The organism is Winogradskyella costae, from assembly GCF_013403865.1.
Taxonomy (GTDB): Bacteria; Bacteroidota; Bacteroidia; order Flavobacteriales; family Flavobacteriaceae; genus Winogradskyella; species Winogradskyella costae.
The window spans coordinates 677,719-698,967 of the sequence record NZ_JABFDK010000001.1 but is presented as its reverse complement, the minus strand read 5'-3'; the positions used below and the strand labels follow the sequence as shown (position 1 = coordinate 698,967).

The following is a 21,249-nucleotide window of genomic DNA, read 5'->3' as shown; positions in this document are numbered from 1 at the left end:
TTATGAAAAGCACAAAACTCAAGATAAAAAATAGAAAAGGAATTACTCTCAATGCCAATTTAGAATTACCAGCCAATCAGAAACCAAATTACTACGCCATTTTTGCACATTGTTTTACGTGTAGCAGTAGTTTAAGTGCTGTTAGAAATGTGAGTAGAGCATTAACCCAAAACGGATTTGCGGTGTTGCGTTTCGATTTTACAGGCTTAGGTAGAAGTGAAGGTGAATTTGCCGATAGTCATTTTTCTGCAAATGTAGATGACTTATTAGATGTCCATAAATATATGGAAGAACACTACCAAGCACCAAGTTTACTTGTTGGTCATTCGTTAGGTGGAGCAGCCGTATTGGTGGCGGCTTCAAAGCTTGAAACAGTAAAAGCAGTTGCTACTGTAGGTGCGCCATCAACAGTAAATCATGTGAAACATTTGTTCTCGCATCAGGTTGAAGACTCTGCAGAAAAAGGAGATGTAGAAGTAAATATTGGTGGTCGTCCATTTGTTATCAACCAAGATTTTGTTGAAGAATTTGATAAAACGGACTTGCCTACAATAGTTAAAGATTTACGCAAACCGCTATTGATTATGCATGCACCTTTCGATAAAATAGTGGGTATTGAAAACGCTGAGAAATTATACAAAAAGGCACACCATCCAAAGAGTTTTGTAACTTTAGATAATGCGGATCATTTACTAACTAAAGAAGAAGATAGCCAATATGTTGGTGAAATTATAGGAACTTGGGCTAAGCGTTATTTCCCTAAAGCTAAAAATAAAATGTTAAGTACCGAAGGTGAGCAACTAGTTGGTCATTTAAATATTGTCGAAAACAACTTTACCACGGAAATCCAAACTAAAAATCACGCGTTCATTGCCGATGAACCTGCAAGTGTTGGTGGTAGTGATTTTGGTCCCTCACCATACGAATATCTCAATGCCGCATTAGCAGCTTGTACGGTAATGACCTTAAAAATGTATGCCGAACGAAAAAAATGGGATTTAAGAGAAGTCTATGTTTATATATCACACTCTAGAAAACATAGTGACGATTTAAATCTTGTTACAGAGCAGCCAAAATACTTAGATCACATTAGCAAAAAATTAAAACTGATTGGTGATTTAACAACTGAACAAAAAGACCGTTTAAAAGAAATTTCCTCGCGTTGCCCTGTGCACAAAACCATTGCAAGCGAAGTCGTTTTTGAAACTGAAATATTATAAATTAGCGTGGAAACAATAACAAACCATACCATAACTAAAGAACGCTTCTTAGAAGTTAGGCATCAAACAGAACTGATTTGTAAATCGCTTCAGGCGGAAGATGTATCTATTCAGCCCGCAGAATTTGTGTCACCACCAAAATGGCATTTGGCACATACAACTTGGTTTTTTGAGCAATTTATACTTTCTGAATATAAAGCAGATTATAAAGTGTTTAACGACGATTTTGCCTATTACTTTAATAGTTATTACAATAACGTTGGCAAACGTGTAATGCGGGCTGAACGTGGCTTAATGACACGGCCAACATTACAAGAAGTTCTCGATTATAGAGCTTATGTAAATGCACAACTTTCAGAATTTATTTCTAATGGAACATCTGAAGACATTTCAAATATTATCGAAATTGGTTTACAGCACGAGCAGCAGCATCAAGAATTATTAATTTACGATATCAAATATATTTTCGGGAACCAACCTTCATTTCCTGTTTTAGATTATAAAATCCAATTACAAGCCGAAAATGAACCACAAGAATTCCTTCAAATTAAAGAAGGCGTTTACGAAATTGGTCATAAAGGTGAAGGCTTTTGTTTTGATAATGAATTAGGAAGGCACAAAGTGTATCTTCATGATTTTGAAATCTCAAATCAACTCGTCACTAATTCAGAGTATATTGAATTTATAGATGCAGGTGGTTATAAAGATTTTAATCATTGGCATGCCGAAGGTTGGGACTATGTTCAAAATAACAATTTAGAAGCACCTTTGTATTGGCATAAGGTCGATGGAAAATGGATGCAATACACACTTAATGGTTTTGTTGAGGTAGATGGTGATTTGCCAGTAACTCATATCACATTTTACGAAGCATATGCCTTTGCGCAATGGAAAGGGATGCGTTTACCAACCGAGTTTGAATGGGAAGTGGCCTCACATAAATTTAGTTTTGGCCAGCTTTGGGAATGGACTAATAGTGCGTACTTACCTTATCCTAATTATACCAAGGTAGACGGTGCGCTTGGTGAATATAATGGTAAATTTATGGTGAATCAAATGGTATTGCGAGGTGGCTCAGTAGCGACTTCAAAAAATCATTGTAGACCGACATATAGAAACTTTTTTCAGCCAGACATGCGTTGGCTATTTTCAGGAATTAGATTAGCAAAATAAATGACAGATAACTTCGCAAAAGATGTGCTTAAAGGCTTAACTGCCAAAAATAAACACTTGCCATCTAAGTATTTTTACGACGATAATGGCAGTCGCATATTTCAAGAAATAATGAATATGCCAGAATATTATCCAACCAATTCAGAGTTTGAGATTTTGTCTATGCAATCCAAACAAATTAGTGAAGCCTTAAAGTTTTCAGGGCCTTTTAATATTGTAGAATTGGGTGCAGGTGATGGTTTTAAAACATTTAAGCTTTTAGAGTATTTAGTGAATAATAACGTGGACTTCCATTATATCCCTATCGATATATCTCAAGAAGCCATTGATATTCTCACACAGCGCTTAAAAGAAAAATTACCAGCTCTCAAAATTCATCCAAAAGTGGGTGATTATTTTGAAATATTGAAAGATAACAGACAAAGTGATTATCCTAGTCTATTATTGTTTTTGGGTGGTAATATTGGGAACTATTTGCAGGATAAGGCTGAGGAATTATTACAGCTTTTTAATAAAAACATGAAATCTGGTGACAAACTGTTAATCGGTTTTGACTTAAAGAAAAATCCAATTATTATTCATAATGCCTATTATGATAAGCATGGGATTACAAAGCGCTTTAATCTCAACTTATTGGTGAGAATAAACCGTGAGTTAGATGCCGATTTCAAAATTGATGATTTTGATTTTTACTGCTATTACAATCCAACCACCGGAAATGTAAAAAGCTACATCGTTAGTCTTAGAAAACAAACGGTGCACCTTAAGGCCATAAACGAGGTTATTCATTTGGATTATGACGAATTAATCTGGACCGAACTGTCTAAAAAATATGCCTTAGAAGAGATTAACGAGTTAGCAAACCATGCCGAGTTTACTGTAGAAAACAACTTCTTAGATTGTAAACATTACTTCACAGATAGTTTGTGGACAAAATGATACCGATTAAAACCTAATGCGTTTGGGTTAAGTGATTCACTTATAAAGGTGTTTCTTGAGGCTGAATTGAAATATTCTTTTCAATAATGACTAGTTTTATAACTCATAAGCGTGAAGAAGTACATATACAAAATCCTAAAATCATTAGATAAGTTAGAAAGTAATATTGCTTTTTATCCCTCTATTATTAGTCTTTTTGGGATGCTTTTTGCATTCTTCATGATTTATTTAGAGAGCATAGGTGTTTCTAAATACCTCGTTGAACATGCACCAATTTTAGTGGTCAATAATACGGAAACAGCTAGAAGCCTACTCACCACATTTATTGCTGGACTAATTTCAATAATGGTGTTTAGTTTTTCATTGGTGATGATTTTACTTAATCAGGCTTCTAGTAACTTCTCGCCTAGATTACTTCCAGGATTAATTTCCAATAGACGGCATCAAATTATTTTAGGGATTTATAATTCCACATTATTGTATTGCATTTTCACTTTGGTGTCCATAACACCTCAAGGCGATAAATACCAAATGCCTGGTTTTTCGGTGTTACTAAGCATTGTTTTTATGACCTTGAGTTTAGGGTCTTTCATTTATTTTATTCACTCAATTTCTCAAGAAATTCAGGTTAATACCATAATGGATAAAATTTTTAAGAAAGCTAAGGTTCGATTAGATAAATTGATTGAAGACGAAAAACATAATGACACAGCGTTTGAAGATACTTCAAATTGGAACCATGTTATGGCAGATTCAACGGGTTATATGCAAGATGTAAGTCTAAATTCTTTAGCCGATTTAGCAGAAGAGCATCAGTTAAAAATAGAGATTGTGCCTATTAAAGGAGCTTATGTTTTAAAAGGCATCCCAATTCTAAAATATAAAGGTGATAGTAATGATGAGTTAGAAAAACAATTAGCTAAAGCCATAACCTTTTCTAATAGTGAGCTTATAGAAGATAACTATGTTCTTGCTTTTAAACAGATAACTGAAATTGCTCTAAAAGCAATGTCTCCTGGTATTAATGACCCCGGAACATGCATTAATAGCATTGATTACCTTACAGAATTATTCGCATTACGGATGACTAAGAAGGATAAAAGTTATTATTTTAATGAGGATGAGACTGCACTTATATTTATAAAAACAGTAAGTTTTGAACAGTTGCTTTATAACGTGATGGCTTCCCTTAGAACCTACTGTAAACACGATATTATTATTGTACAGAAATTATTTCTAATGCTGCAATATTTACTTCAAAATAGTAACGTGCTTCATGAGAGCTATAGTGAAGTTGTAGTTAAGGAAATAAAGAATCTAGAAAAAGACGCATTAGATAATCATAAGAATGAAGCAGACATTGCAGTCATAAAGTCTTGTATAAAAAGGTTGCAAGACGTTAATACCTCAGGGTGTAAAATTTAAAAGTTAATTCAAATTAAAAGAATAGATATAGCCTCCTTCAGAATTTTTTCTCTCATCTGTAATGATAATGGTTGAGTTTGTCTTAAAACATATGCCTTCTTTTTGTGAATCATGACCAAATGCAACTTCAGTGATGTCGCCAGAGAAAAAATCATCATGCTCAAAATTGGTGATTTTCCATAATTTATCATGATTTAAAAGAATAATAGTTTCACCATTACCGCTAATATCGGCTGAGGTTATTTTATTGTTTTTACCATCGAATTTATATTCGCAATGTACTTCAGCGACATGTTTTCCTTCGCTATTCTTTACTTTTAAAACAACAAACTTTTTATTCTCTTTACTAAAAATGTAGAAGGCGTTATTGTAAATGAAAAAAGATTCGAAATCTTCAGTTTTTTGATTTTTAGGGAGGGTGAATTCAATAACCTCTGCGATAGTAGAACTTTCATTTAAATCATTATGATTTATTTTATAAATTTTAAATGTTTCTCGCTTCTTATTATTGTTTCCAAAATCACCTATATAAATATTTCCTTGGCTGTCAGAAGTTAAATCTTCCCAGTCTTTATTTTTAGCATTACTGATAGATATATTTCTAGCGATATGTCCATTCTTATCTAGCCCAATGAGGTTATTGTCGTTTCCAGCATCTTGGATGACCCAAATGATGTCAGAATCTGTACTTATTTCTGCAGCAGAGACCTCCTTTAATTCGTTAGCAATGCGCGACTCAATTTTTAGCTGCCCTATGGATTGACAAGAACTCACAATAAACGATAGAAATATTAGTCTTTTGATGTATATCATTGTAATTTTATACTTTGAGTCAAAGTAGTACTCGTTATCAAATAACACAAATTAAAAATCACAAAATCTTCTTAATATAATAGTTTGAATACACAAAAAGATATTATAATTATTGGTGGTGGAGCTGCAGGTTTTTTTGCTGCTATTAACATTGCAGAAAAACATCCTGAATTGTCAGTTGCCATTTTAGAGCGTGGAAAAGAAGGTTTGCAGAAAGTGAAAATTTCTGGTGGTGGCCGCTGTAATGTGACGCATGCCGAATTTATACCGTCAGAATTAGTATTAAATTATCCAAGAGGTGAAAAAGAACTCTTAGGGCCTTTTCATAGTTTTATGACGGGAGATACTATTGCTTGGTTTGAGGAGCGTGGTGTGGAATTAAAAATTGAAGAAGATGGTCGCATGTTTCCGGTTTCAAACTCATCTCAAACGATTATAGATTGTTTTTTAAATGAGGCCGAAAAGTATAATGTTGAAGTGTTTTATAACCATTCGGTAAAGTCGATTCAAGCTATGGAAAACAACTTTATAATTGAAACATCGCAAGGAGGGTTTCAGTCTCAAAAATTATTGTTAGCTACAGGAAGTAATACCAAGGTATGGAAACTTCTCGAAGATTTAGGACATTCCATTATAGACCCGGTACCATCCCTTTTTACTTTTGATATAAAGGATAATCGCATTAAAGATATTCCTGGTGTGGTGGCAAAGAATGTAGAAATTAAAGTAGTTGGGACCGATTTAGAATCTCATGGACCATTGTTAATTACACATGTGGGCATGAGTGCGCCAGCCATATTAAAACTCTCTGCTTTTGGAGCTGTAGAACTGGCAAAATTAAATTATCACTTTGAAATTGAGATTAATTTTATTCAATTAGATTTTGAATCTTGTTTGGAGGAACTAAAGAATTTTAAACAAGAATTTGCAAAAAAGACAGTGGTTAAACTGTCGCAATTTGATTTGCCAAAACGCCTATGGAAACAATTGGTTATAGCTTCAGATATCGATGAAGGGAAACGATGGGCAGATTTAAATAAACAGCAGTTAGAAGCATTAGCGAATCAATTAACTACTGCTATATTTCAAGTTACAGGTAAAAGTACATTTAAGGATGAATTTGTAACAGCAGGAGGTGTTGACTTAAAAGATGTTAATTTTAAAACCTTTGAAAGTAAACGTATTCCAAATCTTTTCTTTGCAGGAGAAGTGATCAACGTTGATGCAGTTACTGGTGGTTTTAATTTTCAGAATGCGTGGACAGGAGCTTATATTGCTTCTGAGTCCATAATGTTGCAGTGATTTAGATTATTACCGTACGAGGTAATTATAGTTTTAAAATCTTCAAAAATATAAGGTTTTGTAATAATTTGATCGATACCAGCAGCTTCGGATTTAGTAGAAATTTCATTAGAATTTAATGCTGTCAATGCTAAAATAGGAATGTAAGGATTAAATATCCTAATGTGTTTAGTAACTTCATATCCATCCATGTCTGGCATATTTATATCCATTAGGACTAAATCAAAATCTTTTGCTTTTACAAGAGATATCGCTTCTTTACCATTAGAAATTGTTTGACAACTATAACCTTCAATTTTTTCGATATTCTTCTTTGTAATTAATAGGTTAATTTTATTATCATCTACAATTAAAACATGCATATCGCGTTGCGGTAAAACCGTGATTGTACGTTGGCTCTCAACCTGTATTGATAGTTGAAATGTTACTTCGAAGAAAAAACAGGTTCCTTCATTTGGTGTGGAAATAAAATCGATATCAGAATTGTGGCTTCTTAGTAATGTTTTAACGATGTATAGCCCTAAACCAGAACCACTGCTGTTTTTATTTAAGAACGTCTTGTTTTCAAAAGCACTGAATACCACAGATCGGTGTTCTTCTTTTATCCCGATACCCGTATCTTTAACTTCAAAACGTAAAGTGATTTCATTATTTTTTCTGCTCTGCTCAAACACATTAATAGAGATATGACCCTTTTTTGTATATCTAATGGCGTTGTATGCTAAATTGATTAAAATTTGACTAAAGGCGACCTTATCTACTAAAATATTTTCTTCTTCATCCGACTTATCAATATGAACATTAAGTTCTAAGCCCTTGTTTTGAGCTGCAATGGCAACCGTACTAACAACATGACTCACAATTTTTTCGATTTTATCTGGTTTTAATCGAAGATTTTTGTCTTCAAACTTTAGTCTATTAGCTTGTAAAATATTGTCAATTAATATCGATAAGTAGTTACTAGATGATATTAATGAGTCTAAATAGGACTGCTTTTTAGTGTTGTCAATCTCTTGGTCAATAAGAGTTGCTAAACCGCTGATGCCATAAATAGGCGTACGTAACTCATGACTTAGTATTGAGAAGAACTCTAATCGGTCTTTATCTATGGCAAGAAGTTTAGAATTTGAAGCTGTTAAGGCTTCATTAATCTCGCAAATATTCTTTCTAGCCTTAAAATAAAAATAAAAACTAGTGAGTATAACAGCAAGAGTAATGCTCATAATTATAGTACTTGCTAAGAATATTTTTGAAGTAAGTGCATCTTGTTTACGCGTTTCGTTCACTAATGCTAACTTTTGTTCTGCGTTAATAATCTTATATATTAATTCACCATTTCTAGTGTTTTGTTTCTCAAGATTATTAAGTGCTCTGTACTTATAAGTGTCAGATTTTAAGAGATATTTATTAGCGGAGTCTAAATTCTTCTTAGTATTGGTATAATAGAGGTGTTTGTAATAATTCAAAGAAGATAATTTTCTATAAGAATTAACATCTGTAAAACTTGCGGCTTCAAGTTCAGCTTCATTGATTAAAAATAAAGGTTCATAATCTTCTTCTTTAAAGTCTGATGCTTTAATACGGGCAATAGCATTGTAGTACTCAAAAGACGTATGTAAAGTCTGCTTTAGATTTTTTGTTTTATAACTTTTAGAGTAGTTTAGGCTATCAAAGTTTGTGTTTTTTAAAGCCTCTAAAGCAATGTTGCTCGATGTTAACATCGTGGTATTATCGAAGCTGTAATAGTCTTTTTTTATTTTATATTCGAGGTTAATAAAATATATTTCGCTATTAAGTGTCTTAGATATTTCTTGAGCCTTGGGATAGGTACTATCGAATTTAGAATAATATTTTCCTGAAGCGTAGGTGTTAAGTAGACCAGAGTAGGAGAGGTCTTTACCTTTATTGTCGTTAAGTGAATCGTATATTTTTAATGCTCTATGATGATAATTTTCAGCTTTATTAAAATTAGACATTTTAACTAAAACATCGCCTAAGGCATTGTAAGATTTGGCTTCTGTTTGTTTTAAATTGTATTTTTTAGAATAACTTATGGCTTCGTTTAGTAGAATTGTTGCTTGGTAAAGACTGTCGTTTTCAACGAGGAAATCTAGTTTGTAACTGTCAAAAGTATAAGAACTGCTATCAATGTTTATAAGGGATTCTTGCGCGTTTGCATAAAATCCATTAGTAACCAAGGCTACAAACAAAATAATAACAGTGTTCAATTTGGGGAAACACATGTTGTTAGGGGATTAATGACACAAAACTAATCTTTTTATCAAATCAAACAACATTTAATCGGTTTTATTTGCATTTTAAAGAGTTAAGGGCTATGTGAAATACGAACTTTTTCATTCGCGATTTTAATAAAATTTCTTGTTTTAACTATATTTACACTAATAGTAATTTATTTAGATGGAAACCTATATTGCATTTTTACGAGGAATTAATGTTGGCGGACATAGGAAAGTGCCAATGGCTGAGCTAAGGGCGTTACTTATAACATTAGGATTGATAAATGTAAAAACCTATATTCAAAGTGGGAATGTTATTTTTCAATCTTCAGACAGCGATTCAAAAACTTTAGAAAATAAAATTCAAAAAAATATTTTAAACCAGTTTGGTTTTGATGTTCCTGTTTTGTTAAAAACAAAAGATGAGTTGTCCATAATTTTTAATGCTTGTCCTTTTGCAGATGCTATAAAAGCGCAAAGTTATTTTATATTGTTAAGTGAGGTTCCAGATGACACTTTAGTTAAAGAGGTTTCAAAAAAAACGTATCCTGAGGACGTGTATATAATTGTCAATGATTGTATTTATCTCTTTTGTCCTAAAGGTTACGGACGTTCAAAATTTAATCTTAATTATTTTGAAAAAAAATTAAGTGTCGTGGCCACAGCCAGAAATTATAAAACAACGGTAAAACTGTTGGCATTGTCAGAAGAATAAAGATAAGACCATGAGATATTTCTTATTTTTGCAATATATAATTGAACGCGCAATGGCAATTCAAGATTAATACATGACAGAACAAGACTTTATACTTAAAAGTTACAATTCAACATTAGAGAGTGGTTCCGTAAAATGGGAATCACCAAGCAATATAGCTTTGGTAAAATATTGGGGAAAAAAGGATAATCAAATTCCAGAAAATCCATCGATAAGCTTTACGCTTTCAGATTGTAAAACTATCACAGAAATCACTTTTATTAAAAAAGAAAGTAAAGATTTTAGTTTTGATATTTATTTTGAAGGAAAAAAAAATGAAGCGTTTAAGCCAAAGATTCAGACCTTTTTTGAACGAATAGAAATATATATGCCATTTTTAAAGGACTATCACTTTAAAATAGAGACGTCGAATACGTTTCCACATAGTTCAGGTATCGCCTCTTCAGCCTCAGGAATGAGTGCGATTGCTTTATGTTTAATGAGTATAGAACGCTCGCTGAGCACAGTGGACATAAGCGATAAGATTTTTAGTCAAAAAGCATCATTTTTAGCAAGATTAGGTTCGGGAAGTGCTTGTAGAAGCATAGAAGGAGAGCTTGTAGTTTGGGGAAAAAATGAAAGTATTGAGGCAAGTTCAGATTTATATGGAGTAAAATTTGAAGGAGAGGTACATTCCAATTTTAAAAATTATCAGGACACTATTTTATTAGTTGATAAAGGTGAAAAACAGGTGAGCAGTACCGTTGGGCATCAATTAATGCATGGTCATCCGTTTGCAGAAAAACGTTTTAAACAAGCTCATGATAATTTAGCAAAATTAAAAACCGTTTTGGCATCTGGAGATGTAAATGAATTTGTAAAAATTGTAGAAAGTGAAGCCTTAACGCTTCATGCTATGATGATGACGAGTATGCCATACTTTATATTAATGAAGCCAAATACATTAGAAATTATTAATAAGATTTGGGCCTACAGACAAAAAACGGATTCAAAAGTTTGTTTTACACTCGATGCAGGAGCCAATGTACATGTCTTATACCCGGAAAATGAAAAAGCATTCATCTTAGAATTTATTAAGAATGAATTGGTTAGCTGTTGCCAAAACGGACATTATATTTGTGATCAAATTGGACAAGGCGCCAACCAAATATAATTTTAATACGTATATTTGTTAAAGCTATTACTAATAATACATGAAGGGACCACTATTTTATTCTAAAATACTTCTATTTGGAGAGTATGGAATCATTAAAGATTCTAAAGGCTTATCTATACCTTATAATTTTTACAACGGAGCGTTAAAGAGGGATGAGAATCCTACTGAGGAGGCAAAAGAATCTAATGAAAGCCTAAAACGTTTTGCGACGTATTTAAAGGGGTTGGATAAAGATTTGGTGATTTTTAATATTAATAAATTGCAAGACGATGTGGATTCAGGTATGTATTTCGATTCTTCAATTCCGCAAGGTTACGGAGTAGGAAGTAGTGGAGCATTAGTAGCTGCTATTTATGATAAATATGCTAGTGATAAAATCACAGTTTTAGAAAATTTAACGCGCGAAAAACTATTAAAGTTAAAAACTATTTTTTCTGAAATGGAGTCGTTTTTTCATGGAAAATCCTCAGGTTTAGATCCGTTGAATAGTTATTTAAGTCTTCCTATATTAATTAATTCTAAAGATAATATTGAAGCTACAGGCATTCCATCGCAAAAGGCAGAAGGAAAAGGAGCTGTTTTTCTATTAGATAGTGGAATTGTCGGGGAAACGGCACCAATGGTGAGTATTTTTATGGAAAACATGAAAAATGAAGGGTTCCGTAGTATGCTTAAAGACCAATTTATAAAGCATACAGATGCTTGTGTAGATGATTTCTTAAAAGGAGATATGAAGTCATTGTTTAAAAATACAAAGCAATTGTCTAAAGTGGTTTTAAATAATTTTAAACCTATGATTCCTGTTCAATTTCATGAACTTTGGAAAAAAGGATTAGATACAAACGATTATTACTTAAAACTTTGTGGTTCTGGTGGTGGCGGTTATATTTTAGGATTTACAGAAAATATAGACAAAGCACGAGAAGCACTTATAGGTCAGAAATTAGAGGTGGTTTATAACTTCTAAACTTTTGATTTTGTCATACTGAGTTTAAATATGCTGTTGGTTCAGACTTTTACATCTTCAAAATAATGTTATCAAGACGGCAGAAACATATTCTACTCAAATTTTTCAGCCTATTTTCTGTAGTTAGAGGTTACAATATTTTAGTCGTCGTAATAGCGCAATATTTAGCGTCAGTATATATTTTTGCACATGATAAGCCTGTTAAATCGGTTCTTTTAGATCTTAATCTTTTAATGCTAGTACTGGCATCTTCCGCGACAATAGCAGGAGGTTATATCATTAATAACTTTTACGATTCGGAAAAAGACTTAATCAATAAGCCTAGGAAAACTATGCTAGATCGTTTGGTAAGTCAAAACACAAAACTATCTTTTTATTTTGTTTTAAATTTTTTAGCGGTTGTTTTTGCTAGCTATGTAGCGTTTAAAGCAGTTCTGTTTTTTTCAATCTACATTTTTGCTATTTGGTTTTATTCGCATCGCTTAAAAAAATTACCAATGGTGGGTAATTTGGTCTCAGCTATTTTAACGGTAACTCCATTTTTTGTTATTTTTATCTACTATCAAAATTTCGAACCTGTAATTTTTGCACACGGTTTGTTTTTGTTTTTGCTCATATCAATGAGAGAACTTACAAAAGATTTAGAGAATTTAAAAGGAGATTTGGCGCTCAATTATAGAACAATTCCCGTGGTTTATGGCGAGAAGGTTTCTAAATTGATGTTGACTATTGTTGCTGTTTCAACGGTTGTTTCTGCAATTATGCTTATTCTATTTTTTAAGATTGGTTATATGTATTACTTCTTTTATCTAAGTATTGTATTGCTTTTGCTTTATCTCATGATTTTACTTAAATCCAATAAAAAAAATCATTATCTCATTCTACACAATATATTAAAGTTTATCATTGTACTAGGCGTGTTTTCTATTCTTTTAATTGATATATCTGTTGTTTTAAATAGAATTTAGATATTATTTTCCTGCGTTATAAGGTGTTGTAAGACTAAGGTGTTAAACATCTTAAATAATTAAGCACTAGATATAAACTATTGTTTATCTTTGCGAAAAATTGAAACATGAGCAGAAATCAAGATAGCAAAGGAAAAGGAAAGACTTCAGGAAGAGGAAATGCTAATAGCAAAACAAGTAGTTTTGCTAGAGGGAACGCTCCTTTTAAAAAGAAATCAGCAACCGAAGGCAAGACGTCGTCGTCTTCAAAACCATCAAACCCTGATGCAATTCGTCTAAATAAATATATTGCCAATAGTGGTATCTGTTCGCGTCGTGAGGCCGATGAGAATATTGCCATTGGTTTAGTAATGGTTAATGGTAAAGTTGTTACCGAAATGGGTTACAAAGTTAAGCGTACAGACGATGTTCGTTTTGATGGACAACGTGTTACACCAGAGCCGCCGGTTTATATCTTATTAAACAAACCAAAAGGTTTTGCAACAACTACAGCGGAAGGAAAAGGAAGAACCGTAATGGATTTAGTAGCTAATGCAACCAATGCTAGTATTAAACCTATTGGGCGTTTAGGAAGAAACTCTTTAGGATTATTATTATTCACAAATGATGATAAAGTGGTTCAAAAATTCACGAATTCTAAAAGTGGAGTACCAAGATTATTTCAAGTTGAATTAGATAAGAATCTAAAATTTGAAGACTTAAAAAAGATTCAAGAAGGTTTTAAAGTTGAAGGAAAGTTAGTTGCCGTAGAAGAGATAAGCTACATCCAAGGTGAAGCAAAAAGCCAAGTCGGAATCAAAATTAAAAATACAGGTAATACCATTTTGCGTACAATATTTGAAGAACTTAACTACGATATTGTAAAAATTGATTGCGTAGCAATTGGTCATTTAACTAAAAAAGATATTCCTCGTGGTCATTGGAAGCATCTTTCAGAACAAGAAGTAAATACGCTAAAAATGATATAGTTCTTGTCTTAATAATCAGCTTTTTACATTTTTCAATTACCGTTCGTCGAATAAATACTCTGTTTTGTCGAGCGCCTGTAGGATTTTTATATATTGCCGCCCCAATCAATTAAAAATAACCTACTTATGAAAAATGTTAGACTTTTATTATTGCTATTACTTATGTCAAATTGTACCACGGATACACCAGAAGTACAAGAGACACCTGATGATTTAAATTATCAAACCCTCAGTTGTATCGATGATTTACCACAAATTAAATTTACGAACAACGGTACAGATAGTTTTGATTTTGCTATCTATGGACAAGATTATAGCCAACTGCATTCACAGACATTATCCATGTCGGAGCAAACAGATTGGCTCGAATTGTCCAATAGTGAGGTAATTGTAGTCGCATCGAATAACATTGTTTACGGGCAAAAAATGGAATTAACACTTTTGCCGTGCGATATTATTGAAATCGAGATCGACGTTGATAATGAATTAATACTTTCAGGTATTTAAAACTCCGACATATATAAATGAAATTCTGTTGCTCCTTAAAAAAGAAGCATCGTAAATAATCATTAATATATTAAGCTTAAAATTCTGCATCGAGGTTTTAGGCATTTCTATCTAAAGATTATAAAGAGCACCTTGGATAAGGTGCTTTTTCGTATACTTACTTAAGTTCTAAAAAAATATTAGTTTGTTAGATTGTTTAGTTAAGTCAATATTAAAATAGAAAATTGAATACCATTTTTTAAATGGCTTGGATTTAAACTTAAGGGTGAAATATGAAATAATAAACTGTTTACAGCATCTAATACAGCCTGTTTTATACTCAAAATATAGTTTTAATTGACAGCTATTATATCATGTTTAATGTAATTAGTGCATTCGACATAAATTCTTATTTTTTTCTTCAATAGCTTAACTTCTATATGTACTTTTAAATAGTATTAGTCATCAATAATTGTACGTAATTAATTGTTTTATTGCGTTTTATGAAAAAAATTAAAAAAATAAAAAAAATGATTAACGTATAAAAAAATAATATACATTTGTACTGAAATTGGTGTCTATCTAACAAGATTATAAAGTCAATTTTAGCTGAACAATTGAAATATGTTTTTATGTTCGGGTTTTTGAAAATTAGGAAGTCAATTTCAAAAGCTGCTTATAAGATAAGTAACCGAATTTTAGAGCTAACTTCCGCTTCTTCGATTGCTGCTAGTCAGCATATATATGGTTTTGTACCTACTACACAAAGCCAAATTCAGGTATGATATAACGTTACTTTAACATAGTTTGCGCTTATATTTTTTTAATTTACACTTGAATATTTAATTTACACATGAACAATAAATACATTGATCTTATTGATCAATCCTTCCATTTTCCACAAGACGAGTTTAAACTTGAGGATAAACAGCTACATTTCCATGATATAGACCTAATGAAATTGGTTGAAGAACATGGGGTGCCATTAAAATTTACATATTTACCGCAAATATCTAATAACATTCAACGTGCAAAAACGTGGTTTGCTGATGCCTTTAAAAAGCATGATTATAAGGGTAAATACAATTATTGCTATTGCACTAAAAGCTCACATTTTAAGCATGTTTTAGATGAAGCTTTAACTAATGATATTCATATTGAAACCTCTTCGGCTTTTGATATCGATATTGTAAAAGCACTTAAAAAGGAGGGTAAAATTACAGATAAAACGTTCGTACTAAGTAACGGTTTTAAACGTGAGCAGTACATTACTAATATTGCCGATCTTATTAATGGTGGTCATCAAAATTGCATTCCGATAATTGATAATTATGAAGAAATCGATTTGCTATCAGAAGAAATAGACGGAAAGTTTCAAGTTGGAATTAGAATCGCTTCAGAAGAAGAGCCTAAGTTCGAATTTTATACGTCGCGTTTGGGTATTGGTTACAAAAATATTGTACCATTTTTTAAGTCTCAAATTCAGGATAATAAAAAAGTAAAGTTAAAGATGCTTCATTTTTTTATTAATACGGGGATAAGAGATAATGCCTATTATTGGAATGAATTACACAAATGTCTAAAGGTTTACACGGCTTTAAAGAAAATTTGTCCAACTCTAGATAGTTTAAACATTGGTGGTGGCTTTCCAATTAAAAACTCATTAGCTTTTGATTTTGATTATGCATATATGGTTGATGAAATTGTAAATCAAATTAAATTAGTATGTGAGGAAGAAGAGGTAGATACACCAAATATTTTTACGGAATTTGGAAGCTTTACGGTTGGAGAAAGTGGTGGAGCCTTATATAAAATCTTGTATCAAAAACAACAGAATGATCGTGAAAAATGGAACATGATTAATTCATCTTTTATTACAACATTACCAGATACATGGGCAATTAATAAACGCTTTATAATGTTGCCAATTAACCGTTGGCATGATAGTTATGAGCGTGTGCTTTTAGGAGGTTTAACTTGCGATAGTGACGATTATTACAATAGTGAGCAACATACTAACGCTATTTATCTGCCTAAATATAATAAAGATAAGCATTTATATATTGGCTTTTTTAATACAGGAGCCTATCAAGAAACTATTGGTGGTTTTGGAGGTTTGCAACACTGTTTAATTCCAACACCAAAGCATATTTTAATTCAGCGTGATGCCGATGGAAACTTAAACACTAAAGTGTTTGCAGAGCAACAAAAGAGTGAAAACCTGCTAGGTATTTTAGGATATGAACCTGAAACAAAAGTTGAAAAGGCTAAAGACGTTTTAGAGAATAAAAATTAAAACGAAAGCCAAGGTTCTTTATTTAAATAACCCTATTGAGGAATTTTAGAGGCCTTTTTTCAAAAAAAAATAAGTATAATTTAATAAGATTTCCGTTTTACGGGAAATGATATGAAAACAAAAACTTACGCTGGTATTCCAGAAGAATTAGCAAAATTAGAAACGGCTAAAATTGTATTAATTCCTGTACCTTATGATGGTACAAGTACTTGGCAAAAAGGAGCCGATAAGGGTCCTAATGCTTTTTTAGATGCTTCAGAGAATATGGAGCTCTATGATATTGAAACAGATTCTGAAGTGTACCAACAAGGTGTGTTTTTAGCTAATGCGGTTACTGAAAATTCATCGCCAGAAGCTATGGTTGAAGCAGTTCATCAAGCGACTAAAAAATACATTAAAAAAAATAAATTTGTAACTGTTTTTGGTGGGGAACATTCGGTGTCTATCGGAACTATTAGAGCATTCAATGAAATGTTCGATGACATTACCGTGTTGCATATCGATGCTCATGCAGATTTACGTGAAAGTTACGAAGGTACAGCCTGTAACCATGCATGTGCTGTTTATGAAGCGAGTCAAACAACGAACTTAATCCAAGTTGGCATACGTTCAATGGATATCATTGAAAAAACAGTTATGGATGAGGAGAAAACTTATTTCGCTCATGAAATGGCTGTTGATGATAGTTGGATGGATTCTGCAATTGACCAAATGACAGATAACGTGTTTATCACATTTGATTTGGATGCTTTTGATCCTTCAATAATGCCAAGCACAGGAACACCAGAGCCGGGAGGTTTATTATATTATGAAACACTCGAATTCTTAAAGCAAGTATTCGAAGAAAAGAATGTCGTTGGATTTGACATCGTAGAATTATGCCCAAATGAAAATGAAAAATCTTCAGATTTTTTAGCGGCCAAATTGTATTATAAGATGTTGAGTTATAAATTTCAAGATCAAAATATTGAAGATGGTTTTGAAAGTAACTTCAACGATTCAACAAACTCAGGAAATAAAAAATCTAAATTTGATACAGAAGATGACTACTAATAAAGGAGAAATTTCAAAATTTATAGAAAAGTATTATTTACACTTTAATGCAGCGGCTTTGGTTGATGCAGCTAAGGGGTATGAAGATCAGTTAAATTCTGGTGCAAAGATGTTAGTGTCTCTAGCTGGTGCTATGAGTACTGCAGAATTAGGTAAGATTTTTGCAGAAATGATTCGTAAAGATAAGGTGCAAATCGTGTCTTGTACAGGTGCGAATTTAGAAGAAGATATCATGAATTTAGTGGCGCATAGCCATTATAAACGTGTACCAAACTATAGAGATTTAACACCTCAAGATGAATGGGATTTATTGGAAAAAGGACTAAATCGTGTAACAGATACATGTATTCCTGAAGAGGAAGCATTTAGACGTATTCAAGAACATATTGTTAAGATTTGGAAAGATGCTGAAGCTAAAGGCGAGCGTTACCTTCCGCATGAATATATGTACAAATTGTTATTATCTGGTGTTCTAGAAGAGCATTACGAAATAGATCTTAAGGATTCTTGGATGTATGCAGCAGCTGAAAAAAATCTACCTATTATTTGTCCAGGTTGGGAAGATAGTACTATGGGTAATATTTTTGCAAGCTACGTGCTTAAAGGTGAATTGAAAGCTAGTACTATGAAATCTGGTATTGAATACATGACATTTTTAGCCGATTGGTACACTAATAATTCGCAAAAAGGTATCGGTTTCTTCCAAATTGGTGGAGGTATTGCTGGTGATTTTCCTATTTGCGTTGTGCCAATGTTATATCAAGATATGGAACGGCCGGAAACACCTTTTTGGAGCTATTTCTGTCAAATTAGCGATAGTACAACCAGTTATGGATCATACTCCGGAGCGGTGCCAAATGAGAAAATTACTTGGGGTAAATTAGATATCAATACCCCAAAATTTATAATTGAGAGTGATGCTACTATTGTAGCCCCTTTAATTTTTGCTTATCTTTTAGATATGTAATGGAAGAGCATAAAATTGATAATATAGAATTAAGCTTTTTAACGGTTGGTGATTTTGAAGAATTGAAATCAGCAACCTTAGAAGCCTATGGTGGTGTTCTAAATTCCTATTGGAAAAAGGACCATATCGCACGTTTGACTTCTATTTTTTCAGAAGGTCAAGTTGTTATTCGCATCGACGGTCAGTTGGCTGGCTGTGCGTTGTCTTTAATTGTAGATTACGATAAGATTGATGATAACCATACCTACGCTGATATTATTGAAGGTGATAAGTTTAAAAATCACGATCCAGACGGAGATGTACTTTATGGCATTGATGTATTTATAAAACCAGAATTTAGAGGTTTAAGATTGGGACGTCGCTTATATGATTACCGAAAAGAGTTATGCGAAAATCTAAATCTAAAAGGGATTGTGTTTGGAGGTAGAATGCCAAATTATTACAAGTATAAAGATCAATATTCACCAAAGGAGTACATTCAGAAAGTTAAACATAAGGAAATTCACGATCCGGTTTTAAACTTTCAAACCTCTAATGATTTTCATCCGATAAGGATTATTAAAGGCTATTTAGAAGGGGATACAGCATCTAGTGAATATGCGGTCTTAATGGAATGGGATAATATTTATTATACCAAACCTAATAAGAAGGCGAGCAGTGTAAAAACGGTGGTGCGTTTAGGATTGATTCAATGGCAAATGCGTCCGTATAATGGCTTAGATGATTTAATGCAGCAAGTAGAATATTTTGTGGATAGTGTATCTGCTTACCGCTCAGATTTTGCAGTATTTCCTGAGTTTTTTAATGCACCGTTAATGGCAAAGTACAATCACATGCACGAGCCTCAAGCGATTAGAGAACTAGCAAGTTATACGCAGACTATCGTAGAGAAGATGCAGCAGTTATCAATTTCTTACAATATCAACATCATTACAGGCAGTATGCCAGAAGTTGTGGACGATGTACTTTATAATGTCGGTTACTTATGCCGTAGAGATGGAAGTTTAGAGCGATATGAGAAGATTCATGTAACGCCAGATGAAGCTAAAGTTTGGGGAATGCAACGAGGACATCAATTAAAAACCTTCGAAACCGATGCCGGAAAAATTGGAGTTTTAATTTGTTATGATTCTGAATTCCCAGAATTATCAAGATTATTAGCAGATGAAGGTATGGATATTTTATTCGTGCCGTTTTTAACAGACACTCAAAATGGATATTCTAGAGTGCGTTTGTGTGCACAAGCAAGAGCTATAGAAAACGAATGTTACGTGGCAATTGCAGGAAGTGTGGGTAACTTGCCAAATGTAAATAATATGGATATTCAGTATGCCCAATCTGCTGTGTTTACGCCATGTGACTTTTCATTTCCTAGTAATGGTATAAAAGCAGAAACCACGCCTAACACAGAAATGATATTAGTAGCAGATGTGGATTTAGGATTATTAAGAGAATTACATTCCTTTGGAGCGGTAAAAAATTTAAAAGATCGTAGAAAAGATTTTTACGATGTTATACGAGTAAACAAATAAGTATTATATTTAAAAAAAATTAGCTTCAGAAATAGAATTTCAAAATGAAATAACCGCTGCTAAATGTTTATCACGGGAAATTCATTTTGAAATAACTATAACATCTGACATATAGAAAAAATAGAATTTACCTAATGAAACCAAAAGACGCACATTTAAAACGAGTTATAGTTGATTTTAAAAAATTGACACCAGAAATTCTAGCACTTCTGGTAGAGAAATATCCTGATGGATATGACGACGATAATGTTATCTCGTTTAAAAATGCAAAAAACGAAACAGTCGAAGCCGTAGAAGTTACTACAGAGGATACCAAGTATTTGGTAAAAGTAAGTACAAAACTAGAGCAAACTATGGAAAATTATGACGAAGAGGATTATGAAGACTTCGAAGATGATGATCCAGACGCTGTAGTTGACCCAGATTTAGAGCCTGGAGCGGAGGACGAAGATTTTGATTAAAACTTAGTTTAGTTAAAACTAATTTTGTAATTTACTATAAGATTTCAACTTAACTTTTTGGGCTACCAAAAGTTAAGTTGAATTTTAAATTAAAATTGTATAAATTTTAAATGGTTGAATTATGGAATCATCATTTCACATGTCGTTACCATGCCTAAGTTTGGAAGACACCAAAAACTTTTATACTAACAATATTGGTGCTTCTTTGGGAAGGAGTAATGAAAACTGGTTAGATATAAATTTATTTAATCATCAACTCACATTTATTCAAGCCGAAAAATTCAACTTTAATAGTCCAAATTATGTGTTTGAAGGTAAATTATTACCATCATTCCATTTTGGTGTTATTATCGATGTTGAAAAATGGGGAGAACTCTATGCTAAACTAAATCATTTAAATTTAAAAGTGGTAACACAAACCACATTTTTGAAAGATAAAATAGGTGAACATTTGTCTTTTTTTATCAAAGATCCAAATGATTACATGTTAGAATTTAAGAGCTTCAAAGACTCTAAGCACATGTTTAATATATAATTCTTACTATTTCTTTAGTACGATAACGAAAAAATA

Annotated in this window: 19 protein-coding genes; 17 read left to right on the top strand and 2 right to left on the bottom strand. The window is 32.4% G+C overall.

Annotation, left to right across the window (positions count from 1 at the left end; translation table 11 throughout):
- Positions 1 to 2: 2 nt before the first annotated feature.
- From HM986_RS02975 to HM986_RS02960, 4 genes are all read left to right on the top strand, one after another.
- Complete coding sequence (locus HM986_RS02975) at positions 3 to 1,220, top strand: bifunctional alpha/beta hydrolase/OsmC family protein (RefSeq protein WP_179333586.1); 1,218 nt, start codon at positions 3 to 5, stop codon at positions 1,218 to 1,220.
- A 15-nt stretch (positions 1,221 to 1,235) separates the two neighbouring features.
- On the top strand, positions 1,236 to 2,393 hold the full coding sequence (gene egtB, locus HM986_RS02970) for an ergothioneine biosynthesis protein EgtB (protein ID WP_179334379.1): 1,158 nt from the start codon (positions 1,236 to 1,238) through the stop codon (positions 2,391 to 2,393).
- Positions 2,394 to 3,332: an L-histidine N(alpha)-methyltransferase gene (locus HM986_RS02965; RefSeq protein ID WP_179333585.1), complete on the top strand. Its 939-nt coding sequence runs from the start codon at positions 2,394 to 2,396 to the stop codon at positions 3,330 to 3,332.
- A 111-nt stretch (positions 3,333 to 3,443) separates the two neighbouring features.
- Positions 3,444 to 4,757, top strand: coding sequence for a DUF2254 domain-containing protein (locus HM986_RS02960; RefSeq protein WP_317167308.1), 1,314 nt, complete (start codon positions 3,444 to 3,446; stop codon positions 4,755 to 4,757).
- Between the two features lie 3 nt (positions 4,758 to 4,760).
- On the opposite strand, the gene HM986_RS02955 is transcribed toward HM986_RS02960, so the two are convergent.
- Entirely contained in the window at positions 4,761 to 5,570 is an 810-nt protein-coding gene (locus HM986_RS02955) for a hypothetical protein (protein WP_179333584.1), read from the bottom strand.
- Between the two features lie 84 nt (positions 5,571 to 5,654).
- Here HM986_RS02955 and HM986_RS02950 point away from each other — a divergent pair, with 84 nt between their 5' ends.
- A complete protein-coding gene (locus HM986_RS02950) occupies positions 5,655 to 6,872 on the top strand; it encodes a BaiN/RdsA family NAD(P)/FAD-dependent oxidoreductase (protein WP_179333583.1) in 1,218 nt (405 codons plus the stop codon).
- Here the strand turns inward: HM986_RS02950 and HM986_RS02945 are convergent.
- Complete coding sequence (locus tag HM986_RS02945) at positions 6,839 to 9,115, bottom strand: hybrid sensor histidine kinase/response regulator (protein ID WP_179333582.1); 2,277 nt, start codon at positions 9,113 to 9,115, stop codon at positions 6,839 to 6,841. The genes HM986_RS02950 and HM986_RS02945 overlap by 34 nt on opposite strands.
- Before the next feature lie 175 nt (positions 9,116 to 9,290).
- Here HM986_RS02945 and HM986_RS02940 point away from each other — a divergent pair, with 175 nt between their 5' ends.
- The 12 genes from HM986_RS02940 to HM986_RS02885 all read left to right on the top strand — a co-directional run bounded on the left by HM986_RS02940 (position 9,291) and on the right by HM986_RS02885 (position 21,213).
- Complete coding sequence (locus HM986_RS02940) at positions 9,291 to 9,824, top strand: DUF1697 domain-containing protein (protein WP_179333581.1); 534 nt, start codon at positions 9,291 to 9,293, stop codon at positions 9,822 to 9,824.
- A 73-nt stretch (positions 9,825 to 9,897) separates the two neighbouring features.
- Positions 9,898 to 10,977: a diphosphomevalonate decarboxylase gene (gene mvaD / locus HM986_RS02935; RefSeq protein WP_179333580.1), complete on the top strand. Its 1,080-nt coding sequence runs from the start codon at positions 9,898 to 9,900 to the stop codon at positions 10,975 to 10,977.
- 40 nt (positions 10,978 to 11,017) lie between these two features.
- Positions 11,018 to 11,947, top strand: a complete 930-nt coding sequence (locus tag HM986_RS02930; protein ID WP_179333579.1) for a mevalonate kinase family protein — start codon at positions 11,018 to 11,020, stop codon at positions 11,945 to 11,947.
- A gap of 65 nt (positions 11,948 to 12,012) precedes the next feature.
- Positions 12,013 to 12,915, top strand: a complete 903-nt coding sequence (locus HM986_RS02925) for a geranylgeranylglycerol-phosphate geranylgeranyltransferase (protein WP_179333578.1) — start codon at positions 12,013 to 12,015, stop codon at positions 12,913 to 12,915.
- 107 nt (positions 12,916 to 13,022) lie between these two features.
- On the top strand, positions 13,023 to 13,883 hold the full coding sequence (locus HM986_RS02920; RefSeq protein ID WP_179333577.1) for a pseudouridine synthase: 861 nt from the start codon (positions 13,023 to 13,025) through the stop codon (positions 13,881 to 13,883).
- A gap of 126 nt (positions 13,884 to 14,009) precedes the next feature.
- On the top strand, positions 14,010 to 14,390 hold the full coding sequence (locus HM986_RS02915; protein ID WP_179333576.1) for a hypothetical protein: 381 nt from the start codon (positions 14,010 to 14,012) through the stop codon (positions 14,388 to 14,390).
- Positions 14,391 to 15,222: 832 nt separating this feature from the next.
- Complete coding sequence (locus HM986_RS02910; RefSeq protein WP_179333575.1) at positions 15,223 to 16,665, top strand: type III PLP-dependent enzyme domain-containing protein; 1,443 nt, start codon at positions 15,223 to 15,225, stop codon at positions 16,663 to 16,665.
- Between the two features lie 111 nt (positions 16,666 to 16,776).
- Entirely contained in the window at positions 16,777 to 17,718 is a 942-nt protein-coding gene (speB, locus tag HM986_RS02905) for an agmatinase (RefSeq protein ID WP_179333574.1), read from the top strand.
- Positions 17,708 to 18,685, top strand: a complete 978-nt coding sequence (locus HM986_RS02900; protein ID WP_179333573.1) for a deoxyhypusine synthase family protein — start codon at positions 17,708 to 17,710, stop codon at positions 18,683 to 18,685. Before speB ends, HM986_RS02900 begins: the two co-directional genes overlap by 11 nt.
- Positions 18,685 to 20,217 (top strand): carbon-nitrogen hydrolase family protein, encoded by a 1,533-nt coding sequence (locus tag HM986_RS02895; protein ID WP_179333572.1) that lies wholly within the window; start codon positions 18,685 to 18,687, stop codon positions 20,215 to 20,217. The genes HM986_RS02900 and HM986_RS02895 overlap by 1 nt, the downstream gene beginning before the upstream one ends.
- A gap of 134 nt (positions 20,218 to 20,351) precedes the next feature.
- Positions 20,352 to 20,678, top strand: a complete 327-nt coding sequence (locus HM986_RS02890; protein ID WP_179333571.1) for a hypothetical protein — start codon at positions 20,352 to 20,354, stop codon at positions 20,676 to 20,678.
- A 121-nt stretch (positions 20,679 to 20,799) separates the two neighbouring features.
- Positions 20,800 to 21,213, top strand: a complete 414-nt coding sequence (locus tag HM986_RS02885; protein WP_179333570.1) for a VOC family protein — start codon at positions 20,800 to 20,802, stop codon at positions 21,211 to 21,213.
- The last annotated feature ends 36 nt before the right edge of the window (positions 21,214 to 21,249 follow it).